General features: G+C 43.5%; 11 protein-coding genes. 5 read left to right on the forward strand and 6 right to left on the reverse strand.

All coding sequences use genetic code 11. The features are described 5' to 3' along the window. Positions 1-15: 15 nt before the first annotated feature. Positions 16-171 carry a helix-turn-helix domain-containing protein gene (locus LCM11_RS20510; RefSeq protein ID WP_224894583.1) on the reverse strand — a complete coding sequence of 52 codons (156 nt, stop codon included), beginning with the start codon at positions 169-171 and terminating at the stop codon, positions 16-18. Between the two features lie 418 nt (positions 172-589). Here LCM11_RS20510 and LCM11_RS20515 point away from each other — a divergent pair, with 418 nt between their 5' ends. After that, positions 590-2,089, forward strand: a complete 1,500-nt coding sequence (locus tag LCM11_RS20515) for a flagellin (protein ID WP_318246152.1) — start codon at positions 590-592, stop codon at positions 2,087-2,089. A gap of 527 nt (positions 2,090-2,616) precedes the next feature. Here the strand turns inward: LCM11_RS20515 and LCM11_RS12095 are convergent. Together LCM11_RS12095 and LCM11_RS12100 are read right to left on the reverse strand one after the other, a co-directional pair. Continuing rightward, positions 2,617-4,032 (reverse strand): hypothetical protein, encoded by a 1,416-nt coding sequence (locus LCM11_RS12095; RefSeq protein ID WP_224894539.1) that lies wholly within the window; start codon positions 4,030-4,032, stop codon positions 2,617-2,619. Positions 4,033-4,193: 161 nt separating this feature from the next. Beyond that, a complete protein-coding gene (locus tag LCM11_RS12100) occupies positions 4,194-5,291 on the reverse strand; it encodes a GGDEF domain-containing protein (protein WP_224894540.1) in 1,098 nt (365 codons plus the stop codon). Between the two features lie 243 nt (positions 5,292-5,534). Here LCM11_RS12100 and LCM11_RS12105 point away from each other — a divergent pair, with 243 nt between their 5' ends. Beyond that, on the forward strand, positions 5,535-5,792 hold the full coding sequence (locus LCM11_RS12105) for a hypothetical protein (protein ID WP_224894541.1): 258 nt from the start codon (positions 5,535-5,537) through the stop codon (positions 5,790-5,792). Between the two features lie 273 nt (positions 5,793-6,065). Here the strand turns inward: LCM11_RS12105 and mqo are convergent, their stop codons facing one another. Beyond that, the gene (gene mqo / locus LCM11_RS12110) at positions 6,066-7,562 is read right to left on the reverse strand and encodes a malate dehydrogenase (quinone) (RefSeq protein ID WP_224894542.1); all 1,497 of its coding nucleotides are present in this window, start codon (positions 7,560-7,562) and stop codon (positions 6,066-6,068) included. A 503-nt stretch (positions 7,563-8,065) separates the two neighbouring features. Between mqo and LCM11_RS12115 the strand changes: the two genes are divergently transcribed. After that, positions 8,066-9,652: an L-lactate permease gene (locus tag LCM11_RS12115; RefSeq protein WP_224894543.1), complete on the forward strand. Its 1,587-nt coding sequence runs from the start codon at positions 8,066-8,068 to the stop codon at positions 9,650-9,652. 163 nt (positions 9,653-9,815) lie between these two features. Here LCM11_RS12115 and LCM11_RS12120 read toward each other — a convergent pair whose 3' ends face one another. Beyond that, a complete protein-coding gene (locus LCM11_RS12120) occupies positions 9,816-10,046 on the reverse strand; it encodes a hypothetical protein (RefSeq protein WP_224894544.1) in 231 nt (76 codons plus the stop codon). A 302-nt stretch (positions 10,047-10,348) separates the two neighbouring features. Between LCM11_RS12120 and LCM11_RS12125 the strand changes: the two genes are divergently transcribed. Together LCM11_RS12125 and LCM11_RS12130 are read left to right on the forward strand one after the other, a co-directional pair. Next, a complete protein-coding gene (locus tag LCM11_RS12125) occupies positions 10,349-11,533 on the forward strand; it encodes an alanyl-tRNA editing protein (RefSeq protein WP_224894545.1) in 1,185 nt (394 codons plus the stop codon). Positions 11,534-11,744: 211 nt separating this feature from the next. Next, positions 11,745-13,880, forward strand: coding sequence for a type IA DNA topoisomerase (locus LCM11_RS12130; RefSeq protein ID WP_224894546.1), 2,136 nt, complete (start codon positions 11,745-11,747; stop codon positions 13,878-13,880). Positions 13,881-13,939: 59 nt separating this feature from the next. Here the strand turns inward: LCM11_RS12130 and LCM11_RS12135 are convergent, their stop codons facing one another. Beyond that, positions 13,940-14,392, reverse strand: coding sequence for a hypothetical protein (locus tag LCM11_RS12135; protein WP_224894547.1), 453 nt, complete (start codon positions 14,390-14,392; stop codon positions 13,940-13,942). Between the last annotated feature and the right edge of the window lie 9 nt (positions 14,393-14,401).

Raw genomic sequence — 14,401 nt, forward strand, 5'->3', positions numbered from 1 at the left:
CTTCTGATCTACCAACTAAATAATCAGTTGATACTTCAAAGAAATCTGCCATTTTCGAAGAGTTTCGTAATCTGGCTCGCTTCTATCTTTTTCAAAGTGGGATAAGGAAGCTTTAGAAATACCCGCTCTTTCTGCTAAACCTTCTGAGTGAAATTTCTTTTCTTTCTTAATTTAGTTATTAAATTCCCTACAATCGTAGTCAAAACTACTAATTATTTCATCTTTATATTCTTATAATACTATACAAAATGTAGCAATAAAATAGTTGCTATAAAAAGTCATCGCGTTTAATTGTAATAACTGATGCATAATAAAATCAAATTTAAGGTTATATTAAGTGATATGTCCTTAATTTATCTTGTATTTATGTTAATGGGTACATGAGCCCCTATGATATAGCTAATAAGAATCAACGTAATTTGAGAAAAATTATATTTTCCATCTATTTAACTAAACAATAGAACCGGTTAATCCGATATATCTAGTGAAAGTATCAATGATGATGACTCTATAAATTAGAGTGATTATAGAATTATATAGCCAAATGGATGTGGCTATATAGAAAACAAATTACATGGAGGTTTTTTAAATGAGAATTAATCACAACATCGCGGCGCTAAATACGCACCGCCAACTAGGTCAAGCAAACAACGCACAACAAAATTCTATGGAGAAGTTGTCTTCTGGTCTTCGTATCAACAATGCTTCTGATGATGCAGCAGGGCTTGCAATTTCTGAAAAAATGAGAGGTCAAATTCGTGGTTTAGAACAATCACAACGTAATGCACAAGATGCCACTTCTTTAATACAAACTGCCGAAGGAGCTTTAAATGAAACTCATGATATCTTACAACGCATGCGTGAATTAGCTACCCAATCTGCTAACGATACAAATACAACAGAAGATCGTGCTGAGATTCAAAAAGAAGTAGACCAATTATCTGAAGAAATTACTAGAATCTCTGATAACACTGAGTTTAACACACAAAATTTATTAGATGGTTCTTTTAAAGGGACATTCCATATAGGTGCAAATGAAGGTCAAAACATTGGTATAGCTATTAACAACATGGGCGCTAATTCATTAGGTGTAGAAGGTGCAGAAGGCGTAAAGATGACTGTATCTTCAGCTAGTAGTATTAGTTCCATAAATGCAGATGGAGCAGCTACAAATACAGATGCAGCAGAGGCGTTTGGCGCTTTAGGTGATGCATCAGGGGCAAATGATCCAAGTGCAACCTTTAATGTTACTAAACTAGAAAATAAAGTAACTATGACAGATGCTGCCTCATCCTTTGATGCACAATATGGGTTAACTGATTCAAGTGGTAATGTAGTAGCAGTTAGTGCTGATGGAAATAAATATTCTGTTTTAGAAACAGCTACAGCAGAAGAAGATTTAAACAGCACTACTGGCGTATTAAATGATGGCTCTAGTGATCTGGAAATTAACTTTGGAACTAATACTACTGTAACTAGTGGTACAGTGACTTCGAGTTTGACTGATAATGGATCAGATGCATCAGATACATTAGCTTTTTCAGCCACAGAAGGACAGTTATCATTTACTAATGAGAATAAACTAGCCTCAGGAGATTATACAGTAGTCGATAATACCCACGCCCTGGTTAGTTCTGGGCAAGGATTGGTTAATTCTGATGGTGATTTAGTGGCTACTGGGGATGGAGATACTTTTAGTAATTTAAATGGTAATGAACTATTTAATATTGCCTCTGGATCTGATACTTTAGGTGCAGGAGATACTATTACAATTGCAAGTTCAGGTGGTATAGACGTATCCACACAAACGGCTGCAGATGATGCTCTTACTGTCCTGGATGATGCTATTAGCTCTGTATCTGCAGAACGATCCAAATTAGGTGCATACCAAAACCGTTTAGAACATACAATTAATAATCTAGGCACATCTTCTGAAAATCTTACAGCTGCAGAATCTCGTATTCGTGATGTAGATATGGCCAAAGAAATGATGAACCAAACGAAGTCTTCCATCCTTTCACAGGCTTCTCAAGCAATGCTTGCTAAGGCAAACCAAATGCCGCAAGGAGTACTTCAACTTCTACGTTAAATTTTATAATAGTCTAAAAACCCACTTGTTAACGAGTGGGTTTTTCAGTTTATAGCTTGTTCGAAACTATTGAAATCATTTGTCGCATAATGGTTTATTGTTCCTTTGAAAGGAATGGAATTTAGAGAGGATACATCAACTATTTATACAACCTGCCTAGGTGATTCTTCTATTAATCTCCTACGATAAACCACAGTAACAATAAGAATCATACAAGCCCCAGCCCCCACAGCCGGAAACAAAACCGTCGTCACCTTCAACCTCTCCAAAGCAACAATCGATAATAAATTCCGAACCATAAACAAAACAAAAAAAGTGATATTTTCCTCATTGGGTAAATGATAAGCCTTGGTCAAAGTAGGACCAATCCTAATACCTCTACGGTAGATAAAATGAGCACAGCCCAAAACGGGTCAGAGGTCAAGTACCAAAAAGATAGTGAGTATAAAGCCAAAATAAGAAACACCTTCTTAAGAGAAGCAGAGAGACTCACCAACAAGCACGTTGGCTAAGCCTCTCTTTTTTAATTACATAAAAAACACCACAAACAACTGCAGATAAATCTGCACCATCACATAAAACGCAATCGCATACTTAAAGTTAAACAGCAAACCATTCTTAATAATACTAAGCTTGTTCACCGAACTCAAAATAATCGAAGGTAAAATCAATGGGGATAACATAATCGAAATCACACTGCCGGAAGTAATCCCGAGCACGACAATCTCGGGTGGATAAGGCAGCTCCACACCCTGCAGTATCCCCGAAACAAGTACAATAACCGTCAACGGACCGAGTCCGATAAATCCGAGAACGATGACGACAAACGGCAGCACCCATAGGAAGTTTAAGAACGGTACCGCGTCTGTGATATAAAACAAGCCATCGATAATATACTCGCCGTAACCCGACTGATTGACGGCATTAATGAGAAAGCCGGCAGCCAACAGAATGGAAAATTGCTGCGCTTTGTTGGGAATGCTTTTGCCGACATATGTTTTTCCATTCTCTACAATTGCGCTGCTTCTTCTGCGGACGATAAAGTAGAGAAGGACCCAGGCGACGATAACGATCGGGATAATCAGCAATAGATCAACAGGCCAGACCGCATTTAATAGAAAGATCGAGCCGAATAAGGTAACGAATAAAAGACCAAACTCGAGCGCATCGCGATTTCCGTTTGGATCTTCTTTCTTTTGCTCTTCAATTCGACCAAGTTCCTCCTGGATTCCTGCCGTAAGATCGACGCCATAATGTCGTTCTTGGAAGTGGGAGAAGAGGACGGACAACAGGGTGCCGGCAAAGGCAATGATAAATCCTTGCAGGATGGATAAACCGAGTGATGCCCCAAGCGCCTGCACGGCAAAGATAAAGCTTGGAATGCTGACGACCCACATGGTGGTCAGGGAAAATCCGCGCAGCAGGGCGGTTCCTTTATAGTTCTCCCATACTTCTCCTTTTTGATTTTCCAAAAAATCGTCGATCATGCCGTACACCATCGGGATTGATCCGAATAATAGGAAGTAAGAGATGATCTGTGTAATGACCATCATGCCGAAATAGAACTTGCGGCTCGTATTGAGCAGGTTCTGCGCGAAGTTAATGACCGCTTCAATGTATGGTTTTTCTTCTAGGACCCAGCTGATCGTTGGAACGATGAGTAAGAGAGCGATCAATCCGCTCATCACGGTAAAGCCGGATACAGTCGCTTCGATCAAGGAAGTCCCGGCTGTCAGGTGAATGATCAAGGCGATGACGAGCAGCAACAGCGATATCGCTGCCTGTTTCATCGGCAGGAAAAAATAGCCGAGCAGGAAGGCGGTCAGACCAAATATAGAAAGCACCGGGGACAGTGTTTCTCCACCGGTGAAAGAGACTACAAAATGCATTAGGACATATAAAGTTATAAATAAGGTATAACCTTTTTTGGCTAGTTGTACCATAGGAATGCTCCAATCGTGGTTCAATATGTACGTATCATATCTTATCACAGGCGACGGCGATTAGCTGAGATTGTGCTTTACTGCAACGCGCGGAAGTGGTTGCCTTTTTACATAAAAGAGAAAGCTGGCCGGAGCGTCTATGAATAGACTTCCGAACAGCTTTATACAGGCTCACGCGCGAACTTCTGGGCTAGACACACTTGATTTCTCCCGGATTGTTTCGCTTCGTATAGCGCGTGATCGGCTTCTTCTATAAGTAATTTCGGTGTGTTCGTGGTGTCGTCATAACAGGCAATACCAATGGACACCGTAATGGAAATAGTCTCGCCCGTAGCCAATTGGAAGGCGTGATTTTGAACCCTTTTCCGGATCCGTTCACTGATTTCTTCGGCGCGCTGTGCAGAGCAGTCGAGGAGAATCACAGTGAATTCTTCGCCTCCGTTCCGGCTGACGTGATCGAAGGAGCGGACGGTGCTGGTTAAAATATGACTTAATTCCACCAGAACCTGATCGCCTTCGACGTGACCGTAACGATCGTTCACGGTCTTAAAGTGATCGATATCAATATAGAGTAACGTCATTTTCTCATCTCTGTGCTGCGCGTCTTTGCAGACTTGATTAAAGATCTGATCAAATTTGCGGACATTGTATAGACCTGTTAACCCGTCGGTCATGGACTCGGATTTGTACTTGTTTAAGATCTTCTGATTTTTGCGTACATACTCCACGACATAGAAAGATAGAAAGCCGGCTAGATACGATATGCTCCAATAGGAAAGAACCAGGGAAATTAGGGTATCCATACGAAGCGAAAGAAACGTTAACATGATCGTAAAAATAAGATTGGAGATGGTTAGTGCCAGGAAAACCTTCTTCATTTTTGACAATTTGAGTCTCGTAATGAGAAGAGTCAAAAATGTCGTCCCGCCAATAAAAATGATGGCCAGTACCGCCTGGGTGGTAAATCCGAATAAAAATCGGCCTATAATAATCAGCATCATAGCGATCAGAGCGGGAATGCTGCCGCCGTAATAGGACATTAAGATCACTGGAATATGTCGTAAATCGATGATGACGGTGTCCATAGGCATGCTGTACAGCATCAGAACGTTACTCAATATCCCTGATAGGATGCCGGCCGTGATTTTCTGGCGTCTTGATGAAGTTCGTCTCAGTGGGGAAGAGTTGGTTAACTGAGTATATACAAATAAGAGGGCCACAAGGATGGCTAAATTGGAAATCAGTTCTTTCAGGATCATAATAGGTTCTCCCCTGTGAATAAAGATTTATTTCTGTGTGTGAGTTATAGCCTATGTCGAATGTTTGTATAGGTATTATATACCCATTTTGTACAAGGGTTAAATAGGATAATGTACTTTTTTTCTATTTAGGTGCTCGGAAAGTCAAATTAATGATGGATATACATACCTAATATTGTGAATATCATCCCTCAATGCTAAGATATTCCTGTGACGATTATAATGAACACAGGAGGAATTTGCTTGAAATTTCATTGTTTACATTTTGATACCAGGCCGCTGAAAATTTCTGGTATATACGCTAAAAGAATTGACTCCACCCTTGTATTTGAGTTGGAAGGGAGAGTGACCAGGAGTTTCATTAAAAGCTTCCAGGAAGACTTTATCCAATCGGTCAAAGTAGATCTTCATGATAAAAAAAGTTCCAATATTTATACAGGCCCCTTTAAAATGAAAGAACACTATGGAATCCTCTCACTTGTAAAAGTTCCTCGTAGATAAAAAAGAGCGATGCGGTTTGAATCAGACCCCACATTCTATCACACGGGATGTTTTTAAGCATCGTATGCCTGCATTACCTCCTCACCTCTTCAGTTTGAAACCATCTTTCCTTATTCGCCAGGGGTTTGCTGCGATAACCATGACGGATTAGTTAGCATGGCTGCTCCATAATGAACCCAAAATCCTCAAAATAAAAAGGAAGCATCGTGAGCCATATTGGCGCATCAATGCTTCCTTGTGTCGTTCTTCTGTTGTTATAAAGAGTTACTTTTATTATTGTACAGGCTCCATTAAATGTAGAGTGCGTGAGGTAGAATCATGAACCCGGTGGAGCAGTTCAGGATTATCCTCCAGCGACTCGCCGTAGGAAGGAATGATTTCCTTAAGCTTCGGATCCCAGGAATCACGATATTCTGGGAAGCACTTGTGTAAGACCTCGAGCATAATCGAAACGGAAACGGACGCTCCTGGTGATTCGCCAAGAAGAGCTGCCATCGTACGGTCTTCTGCGTGAATCAGTTTGGTACCGAACTGGAGAGCACCGCGGCCGCCTTCGTCGGTATCCTCAATTAATTGGACACGCTGACCGGCTACGAGAAGATCCCAGTCTTCATTGGACGCATTCGGCACAAAATTCCGCAGCTCTTCCATCCGGTCCTTTTTGGACATCTTCAGCTGCATAGCCAAATATTTGATAAGAGAAGTATTTTTTGCGCCGGCTGCAAGCATCGTAAGCACATTTGTCGGTTTTACTGAACCTAGCAGATCCATCATCGAGCCGGTTTTCAGGAACTTCGGTGTAAATCCGGCGAACGGTCCGTATAACAGCGTATCTTTTCCTTCAATATGGCGGCGGTCCAGATGCGGGACCGTCATCGGCGGTGTGCCTGCGGGTTCTTTTCCATAGACTTTGGAATGGTGCTGCTTCACAACTTCCGGGTTGTCACAGACGAGAAATTCGCCGCTGATCGGGAATCCTCCAATGTGCTTACTTTCCGGAATGCCTGTTTTTTGCAGCAATGGCAGGGCGCCGCCCCCGGCACCAATAAAAGCAAAGGACGCTGAATGCTCTTCGATGGTTTCTTCTTGAAGGTTTCGGACCTTCACTTCCCACGCTCCGTCTTCTCTTTGTTGAATATCATCGACGGAATGATTGTAACGGATGTCGATATTGTCTTGCTGCTCTAAATGTTTCAGCATCTGGCGGGTCAATTCTCCAAAATTAACATCTGTGCCATGGTCGAATTTCGTTGCCGCGATTGGCTCTTCAGAAGAACGGCCTTCCATCATTAAAGGAATCCATTGCTTGATTTGTTCGGGATCTATGGAAAACTCCATCCCCTGAAATTGAGGGTGATCTTTCAGGGCTTCCACCCGCTTCGTTAAAAATTCGACATGATCTTTTCCGTAAACAAAACTTATGTGAGGCAAGGGGCGGATGAACTCTTCAGGATTCTGAAGATCACCCTGTTCAACCAGGTGGGCCCAGAGCTGTCTGGAAATCTGAAATTGTTCATTGATTTTCACGGCCTTGCTGATGTCCAAGGAGCCGTCTGGCTGCTCGGGGGTATAGTTCAGCTCGCAGAGAGCGGCGTGGCCGGTTCCGGCATTGTTCCATTCATTGGAACTTTCCTGTCCAGCGGAATCTAATTTTTCGAACAGAGTGATGCGCCACTCCGGCTGTAATTTGTGCAGTAATGTGGCCAGTGTCGCGCTCACGACGCCAGCACCGATCAGGATCACATCGCTCGTTGTGTGGTTATGATTCATAGTATTCCTCCTCTTATTGGTAAACAGGCCGCAGCTGTATCGGGAGTGATCGTTCATTCGTTATACGGTCCCCGATGATCATAGGAGATACGGTACCTTGCGATTATAGCTGGATGCGAGAGGTGGATTGTCTACTTATTCTAGCATCGTGTGTATCACTATGTACCTTGCTACAAGCAGCCTGAATAGCTACGTCACCTACATAGATAAGGTCATCAGATGACTTCATTTCTTTCATTCTAGCACGAGCAGAAATCGCTTTCAATAAAAAGCTGATTCACTCATTCTATGAAGATATGAAGCAGATTAGCTCGTGTAAGGTCGATGTCGAAGGAAAGGTCACCGTTCTGAGAAAATTGTGAAATCGATGTTAAAATTTATTGAAATTGTTTGTGTAAGCGTTTACCATAAATGGTATGGTCATCAGATGACCGTATTAACTATTGCCAATCAAAGTTTTTTGAGGAATAAGAAAAACAAGTAAGGAAAGAGGAGGAGATCAAATGTTGATGTTGGTGGCACTAAGTGCTGTGATTGTTCCCTTTCTGCTGCTGGTGTTATTGCGAATGCCAGCGATTAAAGGGATGTCCATCAGTGCTGTAGTGGTCATTATTTTAGCGATGACCGTGTGGGGAATGGAAGGCCAGGTAATTGCTTCTTCGATCCTGCAGGGGGTACATAAAACCCTGACGATATTATTGATTTTATTTGGAGCGCTCGTATTATTGAACACCCTTCGTAACACCGGAGCGGTGACCCGCATTAATCAGGGATTTCAGAGTATTTCCCAGGACATGAGGGTTCAGCTAATTTTTGTCGCCTTTTTATTCGGGTCGTTAATTGAGGGGGCGGCAGGATTCGGTGCACCGGCGATGGTGACGGCGCCGTTAATGCTTGCGCTGGGCTTCAGGCCGCTTGCGGCAGTGGCAACCGCTCTTATTGCGGATAGTACGGCGGTAGCTTTCGGCGCTGTGGGAACGCCGGTACTGGTCGGACTGAGCACCTTGCCTGATGCGGGTACCGCTTTTTTCAAGGAAGTGGGTGTAACGGTCACGCTTATTGATTTATTCGCAGGCACATTTATTCCATTTATCTTAGTCCTTGTGCTGACTTTGTTTTTCGGTAAAGGGAAGGGAATTAAAGATGCCCTTGTAATGATCCCGTGGACGCTGCTCATAGGGATCACGTATAATGTTTCAGCTCTTGTGTATGCGACTTTATTTGGACCGGAATTTGTAGCAATTCTCGGATCGTTGACCGGTCTGGTTGTTGCCGCTGTAACAGCGAGAAAAGGATGGCTGCTTCCATCCACTATATGGACGGATGCTAAACAGGAAGATTTCCAGGATAACGAAGAAAAATCCGAGATGGGACTAATCCGGGCATGGTTTCCGTACATTATCGTCGTGGCCTTGCTGTTGCTTACACGTATTGTTCCGTGGTTTAAAGAATTTACGCAGACGGCTATTGATTTATCGTGGTCGAATATTTTAGGCGTGGAAGGGATTGCATCGAGCTGGGCCGTTTTATACTCGCCTGGAACTGTGCTGATTGTCGCAGCGCTATTAGCCTTGCTTGTGCAGCGAAAATCGTTTAATCATTTTGGACGGGCAGCGAAACAATCGTTTTCCACAATGAAAATCACCGCGGTCACATTGTCGGCGACGCTTGCTATGGTGCATGTATTTAGTAACTCCGGGATGAATATGAATGATTTAATGAGCATGCCAAGTTATATTGCCGAGGGTATGGCGGCTACTTTCGGGCCCATGTGGATTTTCGCCGCACCTTTTCTCGGGGAACTGGGCTCCTTTATAACAGGAAGTGCCACGGTTTCAACCCTTACCTTCTCACCGATTCAGTACAATATAGCGGAAGCTACAGACGCGAACATTAAGGTGGTGCTTGCCGCTCAGCTCGTAGGTGGTGGAGCTGGGAACATGATCTGTGTTCATAATGTGGTCGCAGCCAGTGCTGTCGCAGGTATGGAAGGGGAAGAAGGAAACGTCATCCGAAAAACCCTGGGACCTGCTTTACTTTACGGCGTTCTTGTCGGAATAGGCGGCTTTATTTTAATGGGGATCCTGTAGATAGACGTAAAACGGGAGATCAGCCTAAAAGAACAGGTGCTCTTGTAAGGAGCATCTGTTCTTTTTTAAGTGTGTTCTACTTAAGTAACTTCTTATAAAAAAGCGTTTTACACAAGTTTCTGTCCAAAGTTGTGCTCATAAGGAACGTATACCTTATATCGGTCTAAGATTTTTTTGTTTTTAGTAGTTGAGAGAAACCATAGGCTATGCTTGCGATCAATAGTAGGACCAACAAATGATAACTTCGATCTCTAAAGCTGAAATTTTGAGCCGTAAAACTTCCTGTAGTAGAAAAATCCGGAATATAGTTCATAGTTAAGATAACCCCAGATGTTATTTGATAAGCTACGTAAAGTAAAATAAAACTTGCTATAAAAACGATATACTTCTTCATAACGACCATCCTTTCCTATCTCTAAATTTACGATTAGGATCTATCATAGTTTCAAACGAAGTGAGATTCTATCTTCATAAATGTTGAAAAGTGTACAAGCCTTATGACATCTTGTTTACTTTGAAACGAATAACGCCTTGGAAGTACGATGAACTGGATAACAATAAGTAAGGTTCGTTTCCTGTAAAGAAGCAATGCATTATGGTAAAATCTAAGACTAATGACAGGCTGCAAAATTGTCTTTTGTGAGAATATGGAACTAGGGGCATTGCAACTACGATCAACCCAGGGGGGAATAAACGATGACTAGAAAACTTTATTACGAAGATCCTTATCAGCTGGAATTCGATTCTACGGTAACCGAAATAGAGCAGGACGAACGCGGGCCATACGTGGTACTGGAAGCCACTGCTTTTTACCCGACCGGCGGTGGACAGCCGTATGATACGGGAACATTGAATTCTACCGAAGTAATCGATGTGGAAGAAGTAGAGGGTGAAGTGCGACATTACATAAAGGAAGAATTCCCGGAAAATGAAGAACACGTGCACGGAAGTGTCGATTCCAGGCGTCGTATCGATCATATGCAGCAGCATAGCGGACAGCATATCATTTCAGCTGTGTTTGATGATCAATACGGCATTCCGACGACAAGTTTTCACTTAGGAAGCGATACGGTGACGATTGATTTAGATACGAATCATCTTTCGGAGGAACTTTTACAAAAAGCCGAGGAGAAGGTGAATGACATTATACGCCAGAACCTTCCAATAGAGTCCAGGTGGATGACGGTTGGTGAAGCGAATGAATACCCGCTGAGGAAATCTCTGGCTGTTGAGGGGGATGTACGCCTCGTTATCATTCCATACGTCGATTACAACGGTTGCGGCGGTACGCATCCCGCCTCCACGGGTGAAGTGATGGCGGTGAAATTTCTAGGCTGGACGAAAAGCAAGAAGCAGGTACGTCTCGAGTTTGTCTGCGGATCCCGGGTGCTTGAGAAGCTTGATCAGAAACACCGGATTCTGACCGATATGAAACAGCTGGTTCCAAGGCCTGAGGAGAGGCTTGTCGAGGAAGTGGGCGAGATCATTCAGGCAGGCAAAGAGAAGGATAAGCGGATCACGGAGCTTGAGGAACAACTTCTTCAATATGAAGCGCGTCACATTATTTCAGAAACGAAGGGAGAGCCGGTAATCCAGCGCGTCTTTAAAGACCGGCCGATTCAGTCCCTTCAGTCACTTGGAAAAACGATGATTGAAGAAGCTTCCGACACGTATCTTATCCTTGTAAGTGAACAGGAAGATCAGCTGCAATTTGTCCTTGCACACGGGGATGCGATTGATCGCAATATGAACGATATCGCTAAACAGGCGATGCCTCTGATTGACGGAAAAGGAGGCGGAAAACCGCATTTTGTCCAGGGTGGCGGCAAAAAGCTGATGGACGGAACGGATTTCTCGAATCGAGTAAAAGAATTAATCTAATTGGAAAAACTTCTTCTCCCACCTGAATGTCGGTGTGGTAGAAGAGGTTTTTTTATGTGAATAACGGAAACATTTTCCCTGTGGAATCGTTTTGTAGTATAATCACTTTAGAACATACGTTCCTTAGCAGGAGCGTCGCCGTGTTGAATGAATCGAAACAAAGCCAGGAAGCGTTTATGCCTCTCGTGGTTTACAGAAAGGAGAGGAGACCATGACGAACGTGGTCATTTTAGCTGAAAAGCCGTCGCAGGCCAAAGCCTATGCTGCGGCTTTCACTACTCAGGAAAAATCCAAAACCTATATTCGATTAAAACCCGATGCCACCTTCCCAAGCGGAGCGACGATTACCTGGGGTGTGGGTCATCTGGTGGAGCTCAAAGAACCTCATGACTATAAGCCGGAATGGAAAAAGTGGAAGCTCGATCAGCTGCCGATCGTGCCGGAGCGTTTTTATGAAAAAGTCTCGAAAGGAAAATGGGAGCAGTTCCAGGCCGTGAAGAAATTATTCCAGCAGGCGGATGTCATCGTCAATGCAGCCGATGTGGACCGTGAAGGCTCCAATATTTTTTACAGCATCCTTCGCTTGACCGGCGTCAAAGGAAAACCAATTCAGCGGTTATGGATCAATTCCCTTGAGAAGGATGAAGTCCGGAAAGGGTTTCAGAATCTGCAGAATAATGATAAAGATCTGCGGATGTTTGACGAAGCAAAAGCTCGGCAGATCAGCGACTGGATGGTAGGCATTAACGCGAGCCGCCTGTTTACACTGCTGCTGCAGAAAAAAGGCTTTAATCAGCACCTGTCCATTGGCCGTGTGCAGTCGCCGACCGTTTATTTAATTTACCAGCGCCATAAGGAAATCGAAAACTTCGTATCTGAACCCTTTTATCAAATCGAGGGACAGTTTCAGGCGGAGAAAGGCTCGTACAAAGGATTAGCGAAAATTAAAGAAAAGGATAAAGCCAAGGTGCAGGCCCTGATGGACAAGCATGGTCTGAAAGAAAATGAGAATCTTCAGGGAACGATTCAAAGTGTCGACAAGAAGACGAAGTACCAGAAGTCACCTAAGCTGCATTCCCTGTCCACCCTGCAGAGTGTCGCGAACCGACGCTGGAAATACACGCCATCCCACACGTTAAAGACGATGCAGAAGCTTTATGAAAAAGGGCTGGTCTCTTATCCGCGAACGGACTGTAACTATATCACGAATAGTGAGTTCAATTATTTAGTGAACAAGCTCGATGCCTATCAGGGTGCGATGAACGTATCGTTTACACCGGCCTCATTAAAGCCGAACAAAAGGTATGTGAACAACAGCAAAGTTCAGGAGCACTACGCGATTATCCCGACGAAAACGGTGCCTACCGCAAAGAAATTAAGCGGACTGAGCCGGGATGAGCACAATATTTACCATGAAGTACTCGCCACAACTTTGGCCATGTTCCACAGTGATTACGTGTATGAAGAGACGACGATTATGACCCACGTCCATGACCTGCCTTTTAAATCAACCGGTAAAAGAGAAGTAAAGCAGGGCTGGAAAGAGCTGTTTCCAAAGCCGTCCAAAGCCAAACAGGACAAAGATCCCCTTCTGCCGGAGGTCCAGCAGGGTGAAGATGTAGGTGCCCGTCTTCACATTAAAGAAAGCATGACCCAGCCGCCGAAACCTTATACCGAAGGACAGCTCATCAACATGATGAAAACGTGCGGAAAGCTCGTCGATGATGAGGAAGACGTAGAAATTCTGAAAGAAGTGGAAGGCCTCGGAACTGAAGCCACGCGTTCAAGCATTATTGAAACGATTAAAACGCAGAACTATATTGAAGTGAAGAAAAACAATGTCGCGATTACCGATAAAGGGATTATGCTGTGTGAAGCGATTGAAGGAACGCTGTTATCGAGTCCTGCCATGACGGCGAAGTGGGAGTCGTATTTGAAGAAAATCGGCAATGGCGATGGTTCGAAGCAGATGTTTATTAAGCAGACAAGCCAGTTCATTGAGAAGCTTATTCAGGAAACGCCTGAATCGATTCAACAGGTAAACGTGCGCAGTACCGGGGAGAAAAAACAGTGGAATACAGCGGTAGCGAAATGTCCGGCCTGTACGAACGGCGAAATTATCGACCGGTATAAGTTTTATGCCTGTTCGAATTATAAAAACGGCTGTAAAGTGAGCTTTCCGAAGCGGCTGGCCGGAAAGTCACTTTCCGCAAATATGATTAAAACGCTGTGTGAGAAGAAGAAAACGCGGGTGCTGAAAGGATTTAAAGGGAAGAAACCGTTCAGTACGGCTTTAACGCTGGATGAAGACTATAAGATTAAATTTGATTTTGCGAAGAAGAGTTGAGATACCTGTTGGGTGAAGAGGATATCCTTTTCACCCTAAACGGTAAGTGTCAGAAGGGTTTAAGGGAAAACGTGAAGTCTCCTTAAGACGTTTGAAATCCCTCCAATGACTAAAAAGCCTCCTACATACATCAGGATGGTATAGAAGAAATTCCAATGGTCATCGTAGGATAAGATGCCGTTTAGAAGAGCTAATCCTTCTAAACCGGCCATCCCGCCTATGGATAAACTATAAACCCAGATCGGTTTTATGTTCCTATAGACATAGTAATACGTGAACCAGGCTCCGGCGATCGTGAAGATACCTAAGTCCAGAAAAATAGAGTCTAACAGTATGACTTTGGGCATGGGGTGGACTTTCCATAACCCCATATGAATGCCGGCCTGATTGAATACAACGGCAATTAAAGCCGTAATCGGTGCGGTCGTATAAAAAATTTTAGGAGCTTTCCGATATAAAAAAATCCCAGTGATCCAGGGCAGGACAAACCCTGCCATAATAATAAACGTCATTTTTACCAC

Origin of the sequence: Halobacillus halophilus (genome assembly GCF_020171985.1) — a bacterium.
Taxonomy (GTDB): domain Bacteria; phylum Bacillota; class Bacilli; order Bacillales; family Halobacillaceae; genus Halobacillus; species Halobacillus halophilus_A.

What these genes read in the sequence shown, in the direction of transcription:
- mqo (WP_224894542.1), bottom strand. Translation starts at nt 7,562, where the DNA reads ATGAATCATAACCACACAACGAGCGATGTGATCCTGATCGGTGCTGGC.
- LCM11_RS12095 (WP_224894539.1), bottom strand. Translation starts at nt 4,032, where the DNA reads ATGGTACAACTAGCCAAAAAAGGTTATACCTTATTTATAACTTTATAT.
- LCM11_RS12100 (WP_224894540.1), bottom strand. Translation starts at nt 5,291, where the DNA reads ATGATCCTGAAAGAACTGATTTCCAATTTAGCCATCCTTGTGGCCCTC.
- LCM11_RS20515 (WP_318246152.1), top strand. Translation starts at nt 590, where the DNA reads ATGAGAATTAATCACAACATCGCGGCGCTAAATACGCACCGCCAACTA.
- LCM11_RS12135 (WP_224894547.1), bottom strand. Translation starts at nt 14,392, where the DNA reads ATGACGTTTATTATTATGGCAGGGTTTGTCCTGCCCTGGATCACTGGG.
- LCM11_RS12125 (WP_224894545.1), top strand. Translation starts at nt 10,349, where the DNA reads ATGACTAGAAAACTTTATTACGAAGATCCTTATCAGCTGGAATTCGAT.
- LCM11_RS12130 (WP_224894546.1), top strand. Translation starts at nt 11,745, where the DNA reads ATGACGAACGTGGTCATTTTAGCTGAAAAGCCGTCGCAGGCCAAAGCC.
- LCM11_RS12120 (WP_224894544.1), bottom strand. Translation starts at nt 10,046, where the DNA reads ATGAAGAAGTATATCGTTTTTATAGCAAGTTTTATTTTACTTTACGTA.
- LCM11_RS12115 (WP_224894543.1), top strand. Translation starts at nt 8,066, where the DNA reads ATGTTGATGTTGGTGGCACTAAGTGCTGTGATTGTTCCCTTTCTGCTG.